The organism is Streptomyces sp. NPDC013157, assembly GCF_042899865.1.
Classification (GTDB): Bacteria; Actinomycetota; Actinomycetes; order Streptomycetales; family Streptomycetaceae; genus Streptomyces.
The window spans coordinates 356,205-373,939 of the sequence record NZ_JBIBAK010000002.1 but is presented as its reverse complement, the minus strand read 5'-3'; the positions used below and the strand labels follow the sequence as shown (position 1 = coordinate 373,939).

General features: G+C 71.4%; 16 protein-coding genes. 6 read left to right on the top strand and 10 right to left on the bottom strand.

The genetic code is table 11. The annotated features are described in order from the left end of the window. Window positions 1-41: 41 nt before the first annotated feature. The 7 genes from ACFY6U_RS07145 to ACFY6U_RS07115 all read right to left on the bottom strand — a co-directional run bounded on the left by ACFY6U_RS07145 (window position 42) and on the right by ACFY6U_RS07115 (window position 10,389). Window positions 42-1,568 (bottom strand): APC family permease, encoded by a 1,527-nt coding sequence (locus ACFY6U_RS07145; RefSeq protein ID WP_390035501.1) that lies wholly within the window; start codon window positions 1,566-1,568, stop codon window positions 42-44. Window positions 1,569-1,711: 143 nt separating this feature from the next. After that, on the bottom strand, window positions 1,712-2,725 hold the full coding sequence (locus ACFY6U_RS07140) for an SDR family oxidoreductase (protein ID WP_390035500.1): 1,014 nt from the start codon (window positions 2,723-2,725) through the stop codon (window positions 1,712-1,714). A 60-nt stretch (window positions 2,726-2,785) separates the two neighbouring features. Continuing rightward, window positions 2,786-3,895, bottom strand: coding sequence for an enolase C-terminal domain-like protein (locus tag ACFY6U_RS07135; RefSeq protein WP_390035499.1), 1,110 nt, complete (start codon window positions 3,893-3,895; stop codon window positions 2,786-2,788). Then, on the bottom strand, window positions 3,892-5,694 hold the full coding sequence (locus tag ACFY6U_RS07130) for a thiamine pyrophosphate-requiring protein (protein ID WP_390035498.1): 1,803 nt from the start codon (window positions 5,692-5,694) through the stop codon (window positions 3,892-3,894). Before ACFY6U_RS07130 ends, ACFY6U_RS07135 begins: the two co-directional genes overlap by 4 nt. Before the next feature lie 46 nt (window positions 5,695-5,740). Then, on the bottom strand, window positions 5,741-8,794 hold the full coding sequence (locus ACFY6U_RS07125; RefSeq protein ID WP_390035497.1) for an FAD-binding and (Fe-S)-binding domain-containing protein: 3,054 nt from the start codon (window positions 8,792-8,794) through the stop codon (window positions 5,741-5,743). Continuing rightward, window positions 8,791-9,354: a cysteine hydrolase family protein gene (locus ACFY6U_RS07120; protein ID WP_390036534.1), complete on the bottom strand. Its 564-nt coding sequence runs from the start codon at window positions 9,352-9,354 to the stop codon at window positions 8,791-8,793. Before ACFY6U_RS07120 ends, ACFY6U_RS07125 begins: the two co-directional genes overlap by 4 nt. Window positions 9,355-9,432: 78 nt before the next feature. Beyond that, window positions 9,433-10,389, bottom strand: a complete 957-nt coding sequence (locus ACFY6U_RS07115) for a TIGR03557 family F420-dependent LLM class oxidoreductase (RefSeq protein WP_390035496.1) — start codon at window positions 10,387-10,389, stop codon at window positions 9,433-9,435. A 281-nt stretch (window positions 10,390-10,670) separates the two neighbouring features. Between ACFY6U_RS07115 and ACFY6U_RS07110 the strand changes: the two genes are divergently transcribed. The 5 genes from ACFY6U_RS07110 (at window position 10,671) to ACFY6U_RS07090 (ending at window position 14,443) form a co-directional block, all read left to right on the top strand. After that, window positions 10,671-11,315, top strand: a complete 645-nt coding sequence (locus ACFY6U_RS07110) for a hypothetical protein (RefSeq protein WP_390035495.1) — start codon at window positions 10,671-10,673, stop codon at window positions 11,313-11,315. Next, window positions 11,315-11,557, top strand: a complete 243-nt coding sequence (locus ACFY6U_RS07105; protein ID WP_351501186.1) for a BON domain-containing protein — start codon at window positions 11,315-11,317, stop codon at window positions 11,555-11,557. The genes ACFY6U_RS07110 and ACFY6U_RS07105 overlap by 1 nt, the downstream gene beginning before the upstream one ends. Then, window positions 11,554-12,279: a metallophosphoesterase gene (locus ACFY6U_RS07100; RefSeq protein WP_390035494.1), complete on the top strand. Its 726-nt coding sequence runs from the start codon at window positions 11,554-11,556 to the stop codon at window positions 12,277-12,279. The genes ACFY6U_RS07105 and ACFY6U_RS07100 overlap by 4 nt, the downstream gene beginning before the upstream one ends. 84 nt (window positions 12,280-12,363) lie before the next feature. Continuing rightward, window positions 12,364-12,783 carry a CBS domain-containing protein gene (locus tag ACFY6U_RS07095; protein ID WP_390035493.1) on the top strand — a complete coding sequence of 140 codons (420 nt, stop codon included), beginning with the start codon at window positions 12,364-12,366 and terminating at the stop codon, window positions 12,781-12,783. A gap of 142 nt (window positions 12,784-12,925) precedes the next feature. Continuing rightward, a complete protein-coding gene (locus ACFY6U_RS07090) occupies window positions 12,926-14,443 on the top strand; it encodes a cytochrome bc complex cytochrome b subunit (protein ID WP_390035492.1) in 1,518 nt (505 codons plus the stop codon). Here ACFY6U_RS07090 and ACFY6U_RS07085 read toward each other — a convergent pair. Next, window positions 14,364-14,765, bottom strand: coding sequence for a cytochrome c oxidase subunit 4 (locus ACFY6U_RS07085; protein ID WP_390035491.1), 402 nt, complete (start codon window positions 14,763-14,765; stop codon window positions 14,364-14,366). The genes ACFY6U_RS07090 and ACFY6U_RS07085 overlap by 80 nt on opposite strands. Next, window positions 14,762-16,435 (bottom strand): cytochrome c oxidase subunit I, encoded by a 1,674-nt coding sequence (gene ctaD, locus ACFY6U_RS07080; RefSeq protein WP_390035490.1) that lies wholly within the window; start codon window positions 16,433-16,435, stop codon window positions 14,762-14,764. Before ctaD ends, ACFY6U_RS07085 begins: the two co-directional genes overlap by 4 nt. A gap of 235 nt (window positions 16,436-16,670) precedes the next feature. Between ctaD and ACFY6U_RS07075 the strand changes: the two genes are divergently transcribed. Then, window positions 16,671-17,039 (top strand): DUF6479 family protein, encoded by a 369-nt coding sequence (locus ACFY6U_RS07075; protein WP_390035489.1) that lies wholly within the window; start codon window positions 16,671-16,673, stop codon window positions 17,037-17,039. A gap of 69 nt (window positions 17,040-17,108) precedes the next feature. Here ACFY6U_RS07075 and ACFY6U_RS07070 read toward each other — a convergent pair whose 3' ends face one another. Then, window positions 17,109-17,585, bottom strand: a complete 477-nt coding sequence (locus ACFY6U_RS07070) for an SRPBCC family protein (protein WP_390035488.1) — start codon at window positions 17,583-17,585, stop codon at window positions 17,109-17,111. Window positions 17,586-17,735 lie beyond the last annotated feature (150 nt).

Here is a 17,735-nt window from a genome sequence, read left to right as displayed (position 1 = left end):
AACCGTAGGCACCACATGTTTACGGTTCAAGCATTCGCGCCCTACTTCTCGACGGCCGCCACCCGGGTGGGCCGCCCCAGCGCCCAGAACAGGACACCGAGGAGCATGAACCCGACGAGCGGGACCAGCTCCGTCAGCAGGTACTTCCCGCGCTCGGCGTGGGTCCAGCCGTCCGGTGCGTAGTCGGTGCCGAACCAGTGGTCGCCGGCCCCGGGCGCGACCAGCTGCACGCTGGCGAAGACGATGAGCAGGGTGAGCACCACGCTGATGACCCAGGGGACGGGCGCCCGGTACGGGCGGGGCGTGTCCGGGTACTTGCGGCGCAGGAACGGCAGCGCCGGGAAGATGCCCAGGTAGCTGACGAGGGTGGTCGACACGGCGAGGCCGAGGACCGCGCCGAACAGCTTGGCCGCGCTGCCGTTGGTCAGCTGGTGGGCCAGGATCAGGACCGCGGTGGAGACCAGGCCGCTGAGGATGTTCACCCGGACCGGGGTGCCGAACCGGCTGGAGATCACGCCGAGGAAGCGGGGCGCGGCGCCGTCGTAGCCGGAGACGGCCAGGGCGCGGTCCGAGCCCATGATCCAGGTGACGCCGGAGGACAGCACCGTGAGGATGAACATGATCGCGGCCAGGTCGCCGAGCACGGTGCCGAACCCGCTGAGCGTGGGTGTGCCGTCGGCGGCGACGTGACCGCCGTAGACCGTGAAGACCTGCCGGATCGCGTCGACGAACCCCCCGAGGCCGGTGATCGCCTTGACCGGGAGGACGAGCAGGATGCCGAGGATCGGCAGCGCGTAGAGGAGGACGGAGAGGACGGCGCTGCGGAAGATGCCGTAGGGGATGTCCTTCTGCGGGTCCGTCATCTCGTCGCCGGCCGTGTTGGGCAGCTCGAAGCCGACGTAGTTGAACATCAGGACCGGCACCAGGCCGACGAATCCCGCGTAGGTCGGCGAGAAGTCACCGATGCCGAAGCCGTGCAGCCCGTGCTGGATCCCGTACACCACGACCGTGACGGTGAACAGGCCGAGCAGCACGAACCGGCTCCAGGCGCCGATGGTCGGGATCCACTTGCCGATGTCGAAGGAGAGGATCGCCGCCAGCACGCCCACCCAGACGAAGACGAGGGTGAAGACGTAGAAGGCGGCGGTGCTCAGGTCCTTCCCGTCGTTGAAGAAGGTGGTGTACGCCGTGACGGCGGAGACGGCGAGGGTGCCGCCCAGCCACACCGGGTTGGTGATCCAGTACAGGAAGTTGTTGACGGCGCCGGCCAGCCGCCCGAAGGCCCGGCTGGTCCAGATGTAGGGGCCGCCCTCGTCGGGGAAGGCCGTCCCGAGCTCGGCGATCAGCAGCGCGGACGGCACGAAGAACACCACGGCCAGCACGATCAGCCAGGTGAACGCCTCGGCACCGTTCTTGGCCACGGCACCGATGGTGTCCACGCCGACGATGGTGCACAGCAGGAAGAACAGGATGTCGAAGCGGCCGAAGTGCTTGCGCAGCTTCTGCCGTTCCACCTGGGCGGCGGCCGGCGCGTCGACCGGCTCGGGTGCGATGGGGGCAGCGGTCACCGGGAGCTCCAGCGTGCTCAGGAGGGGCGCGATTCGGCCATGGTCCACTGTGTCGCACAAGCGCACAAGCTTTCGGACCCAAGTCGTGACCATCGCCCCGGCCCCTCACAGCTGCCGGAAATCTGCCGGAAACCGGGGGCCCGTTACCTGCCCCTGGTCCCCAGCAACCGCCGCGCACCGCCGACCGCCGCGACGGTGAGGGCGGTCGTGGTCGCGGCCGTCACCGCCGGGTGCCGAGCCAGCGCGGCCTGCACGGAGTGCCCGTGCGACCGGTCGTCGAACGCACCGTGGGCGCCGTGGTCGGTGCCGGGCACGGAGTCGGCCGGCGCGTACAGGTTGCCGGGACCGGCGGGTGCGGGTGCGTCCGTCTGCTGGGAGTCGAAGCCCGTCCGCGCCAGGTAGCGGTCGAGCAGCGCCGGGGCGAGCCGGTTGGCCCAGATCGTCGCCGCGGTCGTGGCTCCTACGTAGCGCTGCTTGCGCTTCGGGTGATCGGCCGCGTACAGGACTCCGCGGGCGGCCACCTCGGGCTGGTAGATCGGCGGCACCGGCTGCGGATGCCGGGGGAGCCGGGAGCGCACCCAGGAGAACTGCGGGGTGTTGACGGCCGGCATCTGGGCGACGGTGACGTTCACGTTGCTGCCCTGGTGCAGCAGTTCCACGCGGACCGACGAGGTGAAGCCGTTGACGGCGTGTTTGGCCGCGCAGTAGGCCGACTGGAGCGGGATCGCCCGTTCGCCGAGCGCGGAGCCGACCTGCACGACGGTGCCCCGGTCGCGGGGGACCATCCGGGCGAGGGCGGCCCGGGTGCCGTTCACGAAGCCGAGATAGGTCACCTCGGTCACTCGCCGGTACTCCTCCGGGGCGATCTCGGTGAAGGGCGCGAACACACTGGTGAAGGCGCAGTTGACCCAGACGTCGATGGGGCCGAGGAGCCGTTCGACGGCGTCGGCGACGGCCTCCGTCTGGCCGGGGTCCGCGGTGTCGGCCTGCTGGATCAGCGGATGGCCGCCGCGTTCGGCGACCTCCTCGGCGGTTGCCTCCAGCCCGGCCTCGCCCCGGGCCACGAGGGCGACGCGCGCACCGCGCTCGGCGAAGAGCCGGGCCGTGGCACGGCCGATACCGGCGCTTGCTCCGGTGATGACGACGACTTGCGACATGGTCCTTTCCTTTGGTTGGTGAGCTTCGGTTCCTCAGCTTCGATTCCTCGGCCTGGTTCGTCAGCCGACGCGGTAGGGGCGGGCCCGTTCGGCGGCGAGGCTCAGTCCCAGGCCGGGGGACCCGTCCCGGCCCGGGACCAGGGCGCCGCCCCGCGGGCTCGGCGCGCCGTCGAAGAGCAGCCGTTCGATGCGGACGTGGTCGTGGAACCACTCCAGGTGCCGCAGGTTCGGCACCGAGGCCGCCGCGTGCGCGTGGGCGGCGGGCGCGCAGTGCCCCGAGATCTCCAGGCCGTGGCCCAGAGCCAGCGCCGCGACCCGCAGCCAGACGGTGATCCCACCGCAGCGGGTGACGTCCGCCTGGAGACAGTCGACGGCGCCGGCGGCGAGCATGTGCCGGAAGTACGGCAGTGTGTAGCCGTACTCCCCGGCCGTCACGTCGGCCATGACCCGGCCGCGGACGGCGGCGAGCGCGTCGAGACGGTCGGAGGAGACCGGCTCCTCGAACCAGGTCACGCCCTCCGCGTCCAGCCCCGCCGCCATCCGCACGGCCTGCTTGGCGCCGTAGCCGCCGTTGGCGTCCACGTACAGCTCGGCCGCGTCGCCGATGCTCTTCCGGGCCCGGGACACCCGCGCCAGGTCGCGTGCCTCGCGGCTGCCCCAGGACTCCCCGATCTTGATCTTGACCCGGGGGATGCCCTCCTCGGCCACCCAGCCCCGCAGCTCCCGGTCCTGGCGCTCCGCGTCGTACGTGGTGAAGCCGCCGCTGCCGTACACCGGCACGTCGTCCCGGGCGGCGCCGAGCAGATCCACCAGCGGGAGCCCGAGCAGCCGTGCCTTGGCGTCCCACAGGGCGATGTCCACGGCGGAGATCGCCTCGGCGGCGATCCCCGGCAGCCCGGCGTTGCGCACGGCCCGCTGCATCGCCTCGTTGGCGCGCGGCACGTCGAGGGCGGGCAGGCCGGTGACCACCCCCGCGAGCAGGTCGTCGACGACCCGCGCGGCCGCGGCCGGGGCGTAGGTGTACCCGAGCCCGGTGACCTCCCCGCAGCGGACGGTGACCAGGACGAGCGTGGTGCTGTCCCAGGCCACGGTCCCGTCCGCCTCGGGGGCGTCCGCCGGAACGGTGTAGACGGCGCTGTCCACCCGTTCGACGGCCGGCAGGTCGCTCACCGCCGTCCCGCTTCGTGCCGGTGCGGCAGGAACTCCTGCACCTTGGCCTTGAAGCCCTGCCGGACCATCGCCACCCGGTCGCTGTCGCCCTTGAGGACGGCGGCCGCCGCGGCCTCGATCTGGTCGAGGGTGGCGTGCGGCGGGATCGGCGGTACGGCGGGGTCGGTCACGAAGTCGAGGACGCACGGCCGGTCGGCGGCGAGCGCGGCCTCCCAGGCACCGGTCACCCCGCCCGGCTCGTCGATGCGCATGCCGGTCAGGCCCAGCGAGCGGGCGAAGTCGGCGTACCCGACGTCGGGGATGGACTGCGAGGGAAGGAACTGCGGGGCGCCCTCCATGGCCCGCATCTCCCAGGTGACCTGGTTCAGGTCCCGGTTGTTGAAGACGGCGACGATCAGCCGCGGATCCGCCCAGTCCTGCCAGTACTTGGCGATGGTGATCAGCTCGGCCATGCCGTTCATCTGCATCGCCCCGTCACCGACCAGGGCGATCGCCGGCCGGTCGCCGTGCGCGAACTTGGCGCCGATGGCGTACGGCACCCCCGGCCCCATCGTCGCCAGCGTCCCCGACAGCGAACCCCGCATCGCCCCGCCCAGCTTCAGGTGCCGGGCATACCAGTTGGCGGCCGAACCGGAGTCGGAGGAGAGGATGACGTCGTCCGGGAGCAGTCCGCTGAGGGCGTGGGCGACGTACTCGGGGTTGATCGGGTCGGCCGAGACGGCGGCCCGCCGTTCCATCACCTCCCACCAGTCCCTGACGTTGTTCTCGATCTTCTGCCGCCAGGACGGGTCCTCCATCTGGTCCAGCAGCGGCAGCAGCCTGCGCAGCGTCCGGGCGGCGTCGCCGACGAGGTTGACCTCGAAGGGGTAGCGCATCCCGACCATGTGCGGATCGATGTCGATCTGCACCGCCCGCGCGTGCCCGAACGCCGGCAGGAACTGCGTGTACGGGAAGGAGGAACCGATCACCAGCAGCGTGTCGCAGTCACGCATCATCTCGTACGACGGCCGGGTGCCGAGGAGCCCGATGGCGCCGGTGACGTAGGGCAGGTCGTCGTCGAGGGCGTCCTTGCCCAGCAGCGCCTTCGCGACCCCCGCACCGAGCCGGTCGGCGACCTCCTTGACCTCGGCGCGGGCGCCGCGCGCGCCCTGGCCGATCAGGATGGCCGTCTTGCCACCGGAGTTGAGCACGTCGGCGGCCCGCTGGAGGTCGCCGTCGTCGGGCACCGGCGCGTAGTGCGACATGCCGAGGCTGGACGGCACCATCTTGAACGCGTGCTCGGGCGGCGAGTAGTCGAGTTCCTGCACGTCGGCCGGGATGATCAGAGCGGTCACCGAGCGGCGCGCCACGGCGGTGCGCATGGCCCGGTCCAGGACGTTGGGGAGCTGCTCGGGGACGGTGACCATCTCGCAGAAGTCCGAGGCCACGTCCTTGTACAGGCTGAGCAGGTCGATCTCCTGCTGGTAGGAGCCGCCCATGGCACTGCGGTTGGTCTGGCCGACGATCGCCACCAACGGGACATGGTCCAGCTTGGCGTCGTACAGGCCGTTGAGGAGATGGATGGCACCGGGTCCCGAGGTGGCGGCGCAGACGCCGACCTTGCCGGAGAACTTGGCGTAGCCGCAGGCCTCGAAGGCGGACATCTCCTCGTGCCGGGACTGGATGAACCGGGGGTTGTTCTCCGCGCGTCCCCAGGCCGCGAGCAGGGCGTTGATGCCGTCGCCGGGGTAGGCGAAGACATGGTCCACGTCCCACTCGCGCAGCCGCTGGAGGATGTAGTCGGAGACCTTCGTCGACATGTTCGACAACCTTTCCTGAAGTTGACGTGCGTGCGTCTGCGTGCGTCTACGGGCGGCGCAACTGCCGTACGGCGCCCAGCGCGGCCGCGGCCGCGAGGGTCCCGGCGGCCGCGGTGGTCGCCCACCGGGCCGTGCTCGAGGGTTCGGCGGGCCGTCGGGCCAGCCGCTCGGGGCGGTCACTGGGCACGGGACCGTCCAGGGCGAGGGCCAGCGCCTCCGCCAGGTGCAGGGCCCGGCGCCCGGTGCCGCCCTGTTCGATCTGGGTGCGGCAGCTGAACCCGTCGGCCAGCACGAGGCTGTCCGGGGCGGCCCCGCGCACCGCGGGCAGCACTCCCAGCTCGCCGACCGCCATGGAGACGTCGTGGTGCCCGCGCTCGAAGCCGAAGTTGCCGGCCAGGCCGCAGCAGCCCTCGTCGAGGACGTCCGCGTCCAGGTGGGCACGGCGCATGAGTTCGCGGTCGGCGTCGAACTTCATGATCGCGTGCTGGTGGCAGTGGGTCTGCACGGTCGCCTGCCGGGCCAGGAACGGCGGCTGCCAGCCGGCGGGCGCGTGGTGGACGAGCTGCTCGGCGAAGGTACGGGTCTGCCCGGCGAGCCGCCGCACGTCCTGGTCGTCGGGCAGCAGTTCGGGGACGTCGGAGCGGAACACGGCCGTACAGGACGGCTCCAGGCCGATGACGGGCGTGCCCGCCTCCAGATAAGGTGCCAGCGCCCGCAGAGAGCGGCGCAACACCTTCTTGGCGACGGTCAGTTGACCGGTCGAGATCCAGGTCAGGCCGCAGCACACCGGTGTGTCGGGCACGGCCACCCGGAACCCGGCGTCCTCCAGGACCCGTACCGCCGACATCGCGACCGAGGGATGGAAGTGGTTGCTGAAGGTGTCCGGCCACAGGACCACGGTCGCCGGGTCCGCCGGGTCCGGCTGCTCGGTGCCGAGGGCGCGCCACCACCGGACGAAGGACCGCTCGGCGAAGAGCGGGGGCCGCCGCTCCCCGGCCACCCCGGCGAGGGCCTTGCCGACCCGGCCGAGCAGCGGGGCGTGCAGCGCGCTGTTCACCAACCCGGGCGCGTGTTCCGCCAGTTGGGCCCACAGCGGCAGCCAGCCCATCGAGTAGTGGGCGGCCGGGCGGGGCCGGCCCGCGTAGTGGTGGGCGAGGAACTCCGCCTTGTACGTGGCCATGTCGACGCCCGTCGGGCAGTCCGACTTGCAGCCCTTGCAGGCCAGACAGAGATCCAGGGCGTCCCGGACCTCTGTGGACCGCCAGCCGTCCTTGACCGCCGAGTCGGCATGCCCGTCGAGCATCTCGAACAGCAGCCGCGACCGCCCGCGCGTGGAGTGCTCCTCCTCGCGGGTGGCCCGGTACGAGGGGCACATCACGTCGCCCGCCAGGCTCCGGCAGTTGCCGATGCCGACACAGCGCAGCACCGCCCGGGTGAAGGAGTGGTCGTCCTCCGGATACCCGAAGTGGGTGTCGTGGCTGTCCGGCCGCCAGGCGGCCCCGAGCCGCAGCTGCCCGTCCACCGGATGCGGGTCGACGACCTTGCCGGGGTTCATCCGGTTGCCCGGGTCGAACAGCGCCTTCAGCTCGCCGAAGGCACCGACCAGCCGCTCCCCGAACATCCGGGTCAGCAGCTCGCCCCGGGACTGGCCGTCGCCGTGCTCGCCCGACAGCGAACCGCCGTAGGAGGCCACCAGGTCGGCGGCCCGCTCAACGAAGCGCCGGAAGTCGGCGACACCCTCGGCGGTCTTCAGCCCGAACGGGATCCGGGTGTGCACACACCCCTGCCCGAAGTGCCCGTACAGCGAGGGGTGGTCGTAGTCGAACTCCTCGAACAGCCCCTTGAGGTCGCGCAGGTAGTCGCCGAGCCGCTCGGGCGGCACCGCGGAGTCCTCCCAGCCCTCCCAGGTCTCCCGGTCGTCCGGCGGCCGCGCGGTCACCCCGAGCCCCGCCTCCCGCGCCTTGAGCATCTTCTGCTCGCGCTGCGGATTGTCCGAGAAGGCCGCCGAGGGGTCCTTCTCCGACCGGCCGATCGCCTTCAGCAGCGCGTGCGCCTGTTCGTCGACCTCGTCCTGGCTGTCCCCGGTGAACTGCACCAGCAGCCAGCTGTCCGCCTCCGGCAGCACGCGCAGCGACTCCAGATAGGCCTGCTCCTCGCGCATCAGCTCCGCCATCCGCCCGTCCAGCGCCTCCAGCTGGCCGGGGGAGCAGTGCTCCAGCAGCTGTGACACGTGATCGGCGGCCTGGCAGATGTCGTCGTACCCCAGCACCAGCAGCGACTCGTACGCCGGTACCGGCACCAGCTCCAGTTCGGCGCGCACCACGGTCACCAGGGTCCCCTCGCTGCCGACCAGGGCCCTGGCCACGTCGAAGCCGTTCTCCGGGAGCAGCGAGTCCAGGTTGTAGCCGGAGACCCGGCGCGGGATCTTCGGGTAGCCGCGCCGGATGTCCCCCAGGTACTCGGTGACGATCCGGTCGAGGCCGTCGTACAGCTCGGCCCGCCGGCCGCCCCCGGCGGCGATCCGGGCCCGCTCCGCCTTCGAGGTGGGTCCCACCCACATCCGCAGCCCGTCGTACGTCAGCACTTCGAGCCGGCGCACGTTGTCGACCGTCTTCCCGTAGGCCTGTGCGGACGCCCCGCACGAGTTGTTGCCGATCATCCCGCCGAGCGCGCAGTGGCTGTGCGTGGACGGCTTGGGGCCGAACTTGAGTTTGTGGTCGGCCAGCCGCCGGTTGAGTTCGTCCAGGACGATGCCGGGCTCCACCACGCAGGTGCGGGCCTCGGGGTCGACGGAGACCAGCGCGTTGCAGTACTTGCTCCAGTCGATCACCACGGCCTCGTTCGTGGTCTGCCCGGCGAGACTGGTGCCGCCGCCGCGTGACAGCACCGGGACGTCGAAGCGGGCGCACAGCTCCACCGCGTGGGCACCGGCCTCCACGGTGCGGGGCACGACCACGCCGAGCGGGACCTGCCGGTAGTTGGAGCCGTCCGTCGAGTAGGCGCCCCGGCTCCCGGTATCGAAACGGACCTCCGCGTCGGTCCCGTCGCGCAGCGCCGTGACCAGTCCGTCCAGTGACTCTCCGGGAACGCGTGTGCTCATCGCCGACCTCCGGGCTGACGTGGAGTCTCCTCCGGTGCGGCCCCCCGGGTACCCAGGAAGTCGACTTCTTTCGCCAGGACGATCCGGGCCCCCATGTTGCGCTCCATCATGTCCAGCGCCGCCGACGCCAGGTGCGCGTGGATCGAGGCGACGGCGTCCCTCGGCACCGTGACCTCCAGATGGCGGATGTGGGCGTCCAGGGCCGAGTAGAGGACGCACTGCTCGGTGACCTGGCCGCTCAGCACCACCGTCCCGACGCCCAGCTCCCACAGCAGATAGGCCAGGGGGGTGTCGTAGAAGATCGAGTGCCGGGCCTTGACGACGAACAGGGAGTCGTCGTCCGGGCGGATCGGCTCGACCAGGTCCGCGTGCGGGCGGGACAGTGCGGACTCGACGAGTTCGCCGTGGTGGGAGCGCCAGAGCCCGAAGTTGTCGTTCGCGTAGATCACCGGCGCGCCCGCCTCCCGGGCCCTGCCGATGAGGTCCGCCAGCACGGGCACCACCTGCTCCGCGGCGGGCAGCAGCAGCTCCGCGTCCTCGTGGTCGTACGTGTTGATCATGTCGATGACGACGAGCGCGCGGCCGTCGGTCGCTCCGGGCCCGGTCACGGCGTTCACCACCTTCCGCTGCCTGCGCGGTCAGTCCCGCAGCCGCGGCAGGACCTTGGTGCGGTAGAAGTCGAAGAAGCCCTGCTGGTCCGGGCCGATCTGGTTCACGTAGACGGTGTCGAACCCCGCCTCGACGAACGCGGACACCGCCTTGACGTGGTCGTCCGGATCGTCGCCGCACGGCACGGCCTCGGCCACCTGCTCCTCGGTGACCAGTTGCATGGCCTGCTCGAAGTGGCGCGGGGTCGGCAGGACCTGCGGGAGTTCACCGGGCAGCTGCTCGTTGGCCCACAGCCGGTGCGCGGTGCGCACCGCCTCCTGCCGGTCGGTGCCCCAGCACACCTTCATTCCGCCGTACACCGGGTCGGCGCCGCCGCCCCCGCGCCGGAACCGCTCCACCACGGACTCCTCGGGCATCATCGTGATCAGCCCGTCCCCGATCCGTGCGGCCACCTCGGCGGCCTGCGGTCCGAACGCCGACACGTCGATCGGCACCGGCTCGTCCGGCACCGTGTACAGCCGGGCGTTCTCCACCGTGTAGTGCTTGCCGCGGTGGCTGACCTGCTCCCCGGTGAACAGCCGCCGGATGATCTGCAGGGCCTCCTCCAGCATTTCCAGCCGCACCGGCGCCTCGGGCCAGACCGTGCCGAGGATGTGCTCGTTCAGCGCCTCACCGGTACCCACCCCCAGCCGGAACCGGCCGTCCAGCTGCACCGCGGCGGTCGCCGCCGCCTGGGCGACCACCGCGGGGTGGGTCCGCACCAGCGGGCAGGTCACCGCCGTCTCCACGGGCAGCGAGACCGCCTGGGAGAGAGCGCCGATCACCGACCACACGAACGGGCTCTGGCCCTGCCCGTCGTGCCACGGGTGGTAGTGGTCCGAGATCCACAGCGACTCGAACCCGGCCTGCTCGGCCATCCGCGCCTGCTCGACCAGGTCCGCGGGGCTGTGCTCCTCGCACGAGAGGAAGTATCCGAAGCCCGCCATCGTCTCTCCTGATCCGCGTGTGTGACTGGGGACCGCAGCCGAGTACCCGGTGACCACCGGGTTGTGCACGGCGTGTCGCCCGGATGAGGAGGGGTACCGGGGAGGCGGGTCATCGACAGACCGGCCACGGAGGTGTTCATGGCACCGCGCGTGCTGCCCCGGAAGGCCTGGCGGAACCGGCGGCGCTCGCCGGGGCCGCCGTCTGCGGTGTCGTCGTGCCGTACGCCGAGGAGCTGTGGCGCTGCCGGCGCGCCGCGTCGGCAGTCCGAAGGGAGCCGTCGATGAGAAACGGACAGGGCGCGGCGCCCGCCCCCGAGCTCCGGGTGGCCGGGCCGGAGCCGGCCGCGGCGGAGCAGCTCCCGCCCGACCGCACCCAGGCCATTCTGGAGGCGGCCAAGCAGATCGGCGCCATCCTCAAACGCGCCGGACACAGGTTCGCGCTGGCCGGCAGCGTCGCCGTCTACGCCCACGGCGGCAGCGGCAGGCTCCAGCACGACGCCGACTTCTGCGTACTGCCCGAGGACGCCGAGGCGGTGGCCGGGTCCCTGCGGGCGGCCGGTCTGACGGTGCGCGTCCCGCCGGAGGACTGGCTGCTGAAGACCTCCTGCTTCGACCAGGACGTCGACATCATCTTCGAACTCGCCCACCAGCCGGTCACCGTGGACCTGCTGGCCCGCGCCGAGGAACTCCCCGTCGACTCCGTGCACATGCCGGTCCTGTCGGCGACCGACCTGGTGGTGAACCTGAACACCGCCTTCTCCGAGCACCACTGCGACTTCGGGGCTGTCCTCCCGGTGGCCCGCACGCTCCGCGAGAAGATCGACTGGGCGGAGGTGCGGCGCCGCTGCGGGGACGAGCCGATGCCCGCCGCGTTCCTGTTCCTCCTGGAGCGGCTGAACGTCATCGAACCCCGGCAGGAGCAGTGATGAACCTCGAATACCGCGTGGCCCATGTCGCCGAGCACCTCGCCGCCGGACCCTGCGGCGAGCTGGGGGTACGGGCCGAGCTCCGGGGCGGGACGGTCCTGCTGACCGGGACGGTCCCGTCCGCCGGCTGCCGCGAGGCCGTCCTTCGCCTCGTCCACGACGAGCTGGCGGGCGTGCCGGTGCACTGCGACCTCGTCGTCGCCGAGACCGCGCCGCCCGACCACTCGGAGGAGCTGACATGATCCGGGTAGCGGCCGTGGGCGACATCCACATGGGCCCCGACAGCCAGGGCACCCTCCGCCCGGCCTTCGAGACCCTGCCGCGCTGCGCCGACGTCCTCCTGCTCGCCGGTGACCTCACCCGGCACGGCACCCCCGAGGAGGCGCGGGTGGTCGCCCGGGAGATCAAGGACCTGGGCGTCCCGGTCGTCGCCGTCCTCGGCAACCACGACCACCACGACGACCACCCCGACGAGGTCACGAACATCCTGCGGGACGCCGGAGCGCATGTCCTGGAGGGCGAGGCGACCGTCGTGACCCACGGGGGCCTGCGGATCGGCGTGGCCGGTACCAAGGGGTTCGGCGGCGGGTTCGTCGGCCGGTGCGCCGGCGAGTTCGGCGAGCCCGTGATGAAGGAGTTCGTACGCTACGCACGCCGCCGCGCCGACGGCCTGCGCGCCGCCCTCGAGGAGCTGCGCCGGCACGAGTGCGACGCGCGGATCGCCCTGACCCACTTCGCCCCCGTACCGGACACCCTGGCCGGCGAACCCCCGGAGATCTACCCCTTCCTCGGCAGCTACCTCCTCGCCGAGGCCATCGACACCGTGGGCGCCGACCTCGCCGTCCACGGACACGCGCACGCCGGCACCGAGCACGGCATGACCGGCGGGGGAGTGCGGGTGCGCAACGTGGCCCAGCCCGTCATCGGACGGGCCTTCCACGTCTATTCGCTCTCTGGTCACTGACGTCGCGGTGGTCCCGGGAGGGGCCCGGTACGAGGGGTACCCGGTCGCCGGCAGCACCCTCGAGGAGTGGGAAGGGGGCCGGTCATGGCCCAGCACGTACGCGACATCATGACCAGCGACCTGGTGAGCGTCGAGCCGCAGGCATCGGTGGCCTTCGTGGCCCGCGTGATGCGGGACGAGGACGTCGGCGCGGTCCTGGTGACCGAGGACGGACACCTGCGGTGCCTGGTGAGCGACCGCGACCTGGTGGTGCGGGCCTTCGCCGAAGGCGTCGACCCGGAGCGGACGACCGTGATGCAGGCGGCCAGCGAGGACCTGGTCACCGTCACGCCCGACGACAGCCTGGACCGGGCGGTCCGGCTGATGCGCGAGCATGCCGTACGGCGGCTCCCGGTCGTCGACGGCGACCGGCCGGTGGGCATCGTCGCCATCGGCGACCTCGGGATCGAACGCGACGAGCAGTCCGCTCTCGGCGACATCAGCGCCGCCCGCCCCAACACCTGAGGCCACGGAGCCGCGGAAACACCGGCGTGCTCGCGCTCTCAGCCGATCGGGTGCCTCGGCCCAGCCGCGCGAGTGTTTCGCGAGCGCCGGGTACTCGCCCCGCGCCTCCCGGGCAAGGGATGGCGGGAGGTGAGGAGGGCGTGTGGTGAATCCCGAGCACGGTGTGGCGGGGGAGCGGTTCGCGAACGCGGTCGACGCCCGGCTGCCCGTCCACGACGGGGCCGGTCAGCTGCTGCGCAAGTCCTTCCCCGACCACTGGTCGTTCCTGCTGGGCGAGATCGCCCTCTACAGCCTGATCGTCCTGGTCCTCACGGGCGTGTGGCTGACGTTCTTCTTCAAACCCGAGATGCAGGACGTCGTCTACCAGGGGTCGTACGTCCCCCTCCTCGGACAGCCCGTGTCCGGAGCCTTCGACTCGACCCTGCACATCAGCTTCGACGTCCGCGGCGGCCTGCTGATGCGGCAGGCCCACCACTGGGCCGCGCTGGTCTTCGTCGCCGCGATCGGCGTGCACCTGCTGCGGATCTTCTTCACCGGCGCCTTCCGGCGCCCCCGGGAGATGAACTGGGCCATCGGCGTCACGCTCTTCGTGCTCGCCCTGGCCGAGGGCTTCGCCGGCTACTCACTGCCCGACGACCTCCTGTCCGGCACCGGACTGCGCATCGCCCAGGGCATCATGCTCTCCATCCCCGTGGTGGGCACCTACGTGGGCATGTTCCTGTTCGGCTCCGAGTTCCCCGGCCACGACATCGTCCCCCGGCTGTACAGCCTGCACATCCTGCTGCTGCCGGGTGCGCTCATCGCCCTCGTCACCGTCCACCTGATCCTGGTCTTCCATCTGAAGCACACCCACTGGCGCGGACCCGGCCACAAGAACTCCAACGCCGTCGGAAAGCCGCTCTACCCCCAGTTCACGGCCTCCTCCCTCGGCCTGTCCCTCGGCGTCTCCGGACTGCTGGTGGCGCTCGCCGGGGTCGCCCAGATCAACCCGGTGTGGAAATACGGCCCCTACCGCCCCGACCAGGCGTCGACCGGGTCCCAGCCGGACTGGTACGTCGGCTTCCTGGAAGGCTCGCTGCGCCTCGTGCCGCCCTGGGAGACGAACCTCGCCGGACACACCCTCATGTGGAACGTGCTGCTGCCGGCCGTGGTCCTGCCCGCGCTGCTGTTCCTCGTGCTGTACGCCTACCCCTTCGTGGAGCAGCGGCTGACCGGGGAGTGGCGACAGGAGCAGCACCTCTGCGACCGCCCCCGCGAACGGCCCGTCCGTACCGGCCTCGGCGTGGCCGGGATCACCTTCTACGGCGTACTGCTGCTGGCCGGCGGCAACGACGTCGTGGCGCAGACCTTCCGGATCTCGGTGAACGCCCTGACCTGGATCTTCCGCATCTCCCTGATCGTCGCCCCGGTCCTCGCGTTCTTCCTCACCCGCGCCCTGTGCCACGCCCTGCTGCACGCGGAACAGGAGCGGCTGACCGAGGGCGAGGAGACCGGTGACGTGCGGCAGACCCTTGCCGGCGGCTACGTGAGCGGCCACCGCCCGGTGACCTCGTTCCGGCCGGGCGCCCCCCGCCGGCCGGTCAGTCCTGGTCGGCCCCCCGGTTCACGTACTGGAACACCAGCCCGGCAACACCCCGGGCCAGAACACCGAAGCCGATGAGGAGCAGCCACAGCCCGAACACCACCCCGGTCGCCGCGAGCGCGAACCCGAGCGCGGTGACGACCGGCCAGGAGCTGTGCGGCGGGAAGAACTCCACCGGCCCGGCCGATTCCGCCACCTCCGCGTCCGTACGGTCCTGCGGGCGCGGGCCGTGCCGGACGTAGCTGACCGCGCAGAAGAACGAGACCAGCGCGGCCATCCCGAACGCCACGATCAGCGCCGCCGTCCCGGTCGGGTCGGCCCGTGACCACACGCCGTAGAGCGCGGCGGCGGCGCCGAAGAAGACGGCCACCCCGCCGAAGAGCAGTGCCTCGACCTTCACCGCAGCCCCTTCTTCTCCGCCAGCCGCAGGATCTCCGGATGGTGCAGGTCGAACGCCGGCGACTCCGACCGCACCCGGGGCAGCGCCACGAAGTTGTGCCGCGGCGGCGGGCAGCTCGTCGCCCACTCCAGGCCGCGTCCGTACCCCCACGGGTCGTCCTCCTCGACCTGCCGTCCCCTGTGGGCCGTGAGCCAGACGTTGTAGAGGAACGGCAGCGTGGAGACGCCCAGCAGGAACGCGCCCGCCGACGAGAGGGTGTTGAGGAGGGTGAACCCGTCCGCCGGCAGATAGTCGGCGTACCGGCGGGGCATGCCCTCGGCCCCGAGCCAGTGCTGGACCAGGAACGTCAGCTGGAACCCCGGGAAGAGCAGCCAGAAATGCACCTTCCCCCACCGCTCGTCGAGCATCTTCCCGGTGAACTTGGGCCACCAGAAGTAGAACCCCGCGAACGTCGCGAAGACCACCGTACCGAAGAGCACGTAGTGCAGATGGGCCACGATGAAGTAGGAGTCGGTGACGTGGAAGTCGAGCGGGGGCGACGCGACGAGCACCCCGCTCAACCCGCCGAGCAGGAACGTCACCAGGAAGCCCATCGACCACAGCATCGGCGTCTCGAAGGAGAGCGACCCTCCGCGCATCGTCCCGATCCACGCGAAGAACTTGATCCCGGTCGGGACGGCGATCAGGAACGACATGATCGAGAAGAACGGCAGCAGCACCGCCCCGGTCGCGAACATGTGGTGCGCCCAGACGACCGCGGACAGCATGGTGATGGAGATGGTGGCACCGATCATCGGTAGATAGCCGAAGAGGGGCTTGCGCGAGAACACCGGGATGATCTCGGAGACGATGCCGAAGAACGGCAGCGCCACGATGTACACCTCCGGATGCCCGAAGAACCAGAACAGGTGCTGCCACAGCAGCGCCCCGCCGTTGTGCGCGTCGAAGACGTGCGAGCCGAACTTGCGGTCCGACTCCAGGGCGAGCAGCGCGGCCGTGAGGACCGGGAACGCGGGCAGCACCAGGATCGACGTGAACAGCACGTTCCAGGTGAACATCGGCATCCGGAACATGGTCATGCCCGGGGCACGCAGGCATAGCACGGTGGCGAGGAAGTTCACCGCGGTCAGCGTCGTCGACACACCCGACACCACCAGCCCCATCACCCACAGGTCACCGCCCGCGCCGGGGGAGAAGTAGGCACTGTTCAGCGGCGCGTAGGCGAACCAGCCGAAGGCCGCGGCGCCGCCCGGCACCAGGAACCCGGAGACCACGATCAGCCCGCCGAACAGGTACATCCAGTACGACAGCGCGTTGAGCCGCGGGAAGGCCAGGTCCGGGGCGCCGATCTGGAGCGGCATGATCGCGTTCGCGAAACCGGCGAACATCGGGGTCGCGAACAGCAGCATCATGATCGTGCCGTGGATGGTGACGAACTGGTTGTAGGTCTGGTCGCTGAGGAACTGCAGCCCGGGCCGGGCCAGTTCGGCCCGCATGCCCAGCGCCAGCAGCCCGGCGAACAGGAAGAAGCAGAACGCCGTCACCATGTACAGGCGGCCGATCACCTTGTGGTCGGTCGTGGAGACCCAGCCCAGCAGCCGGCGCCCCAGCGGTGCGGGCGGCGCGGGAGGCGCGGTCTCTTCGCCGACGCGTTGGGAGAGTTCGCTCATGGTCCTCCTCAGCCGTGCCGGGCGCGGGAAGCGCCTCGCGGGTGCCCTGCCCGCCGTACGCGGAAACCGCCGGCTCCCGCCCGGGCCGCGACCGCCGCCCGCGACGATGAAACCGGCATAGCGGACGGATGGGATGTGTCGGCTGTGGGCGACGCTACCGGTGACCCGCCGAAGACCGGCTCCGCCACGCCTCGCCGCCGGGCATTCGATGCCGGGTGGCGGGTACCCGGCGCTGATGGACACAGCACTGGAGCAACTGGCCGCCGCCGGCTCGGTGGCGGGAATGGTCGTCATCGTCGTCTGCGGTGTGCTCGTCACGGCCGCGCTGATGGGCGCCGTACGCCTCGGCATCGGGGTGCGGCGGCGCGAGTCGGCACCGCCCCGGCGCTCGGAGCAGCCGAGGCTGCCCGACTCCGGGCCGGTGCGCGAGGAGCGGAGCATGCGCGAGCCGAACGAGGTGCCCCGGGCGGCGGACGGCGGCGAGCGTCTCACCCCGTACCAGCTCGGGAGCGCGCCCAGCAGGCCCAGTGCCGGCAAGGCCCGCCCGCGCTGGCAGCCCGGCTCCAGCGGATCCTTCGGCGGCGGGGGCGGCGGCGCGAAGTGACCGACGGGAAACCCCGGGCCCGCCGCGCGGGTCCGGGGTTCCTGGGTGTACCGCCGTCCTCGGTCGTCGTCAGTGGAGGCCGCCGGGGTCGCCGGGCCGGATGCGGCCGCGCCAGGCGCCGCTCTCGGCTCCGCGCTGCTCGATGAAGTCCTTGAAGCGGTGCAGGTCCCCCTTGACCCGCCGGTCGATCATGCCGAGCGCGTCCGCGCCCTTCTCGGCGATCCCGGAGGGCTCGATGTCCATCGTCAGCTCGACCCTGGTGTGGGTCGGGTCCAGGGGCTCGAAGCGGACGGACCCGCGCTGGCGGGTGTCGCCGTCGATGGTCCGCCAGGTGATCCGGTCGTCCGGCAGCTGGTCGACGATCTCGGTGTCGAACTCGCGCCGCACGCCGCCGATGCTGGTGGTCCAGTGGTTGTGCCGGTCGTCGAGCTGCGTGACCTCGTCGACGCCCTCCATGAAGCTCGGGAAGTCCCCGAACTGGGTCCATTGGTCGTAGGCCGTGTGGATCGGGACGCCGACGTCCACGGATTCCTTGACCGTGCTCATCTGTTCCTCCCTTGTCCGCGAGGGTATGAACCGTTCAGGCATGCTTCATGCGTTTGGTTCGCATTCGCACCGCCGACGGGTACCCGCATCCGTCGGGGGAATCACCCGAGGGGGTCCCGGACCCGGGCCGGTGGGCGAACCCGCAGGTGA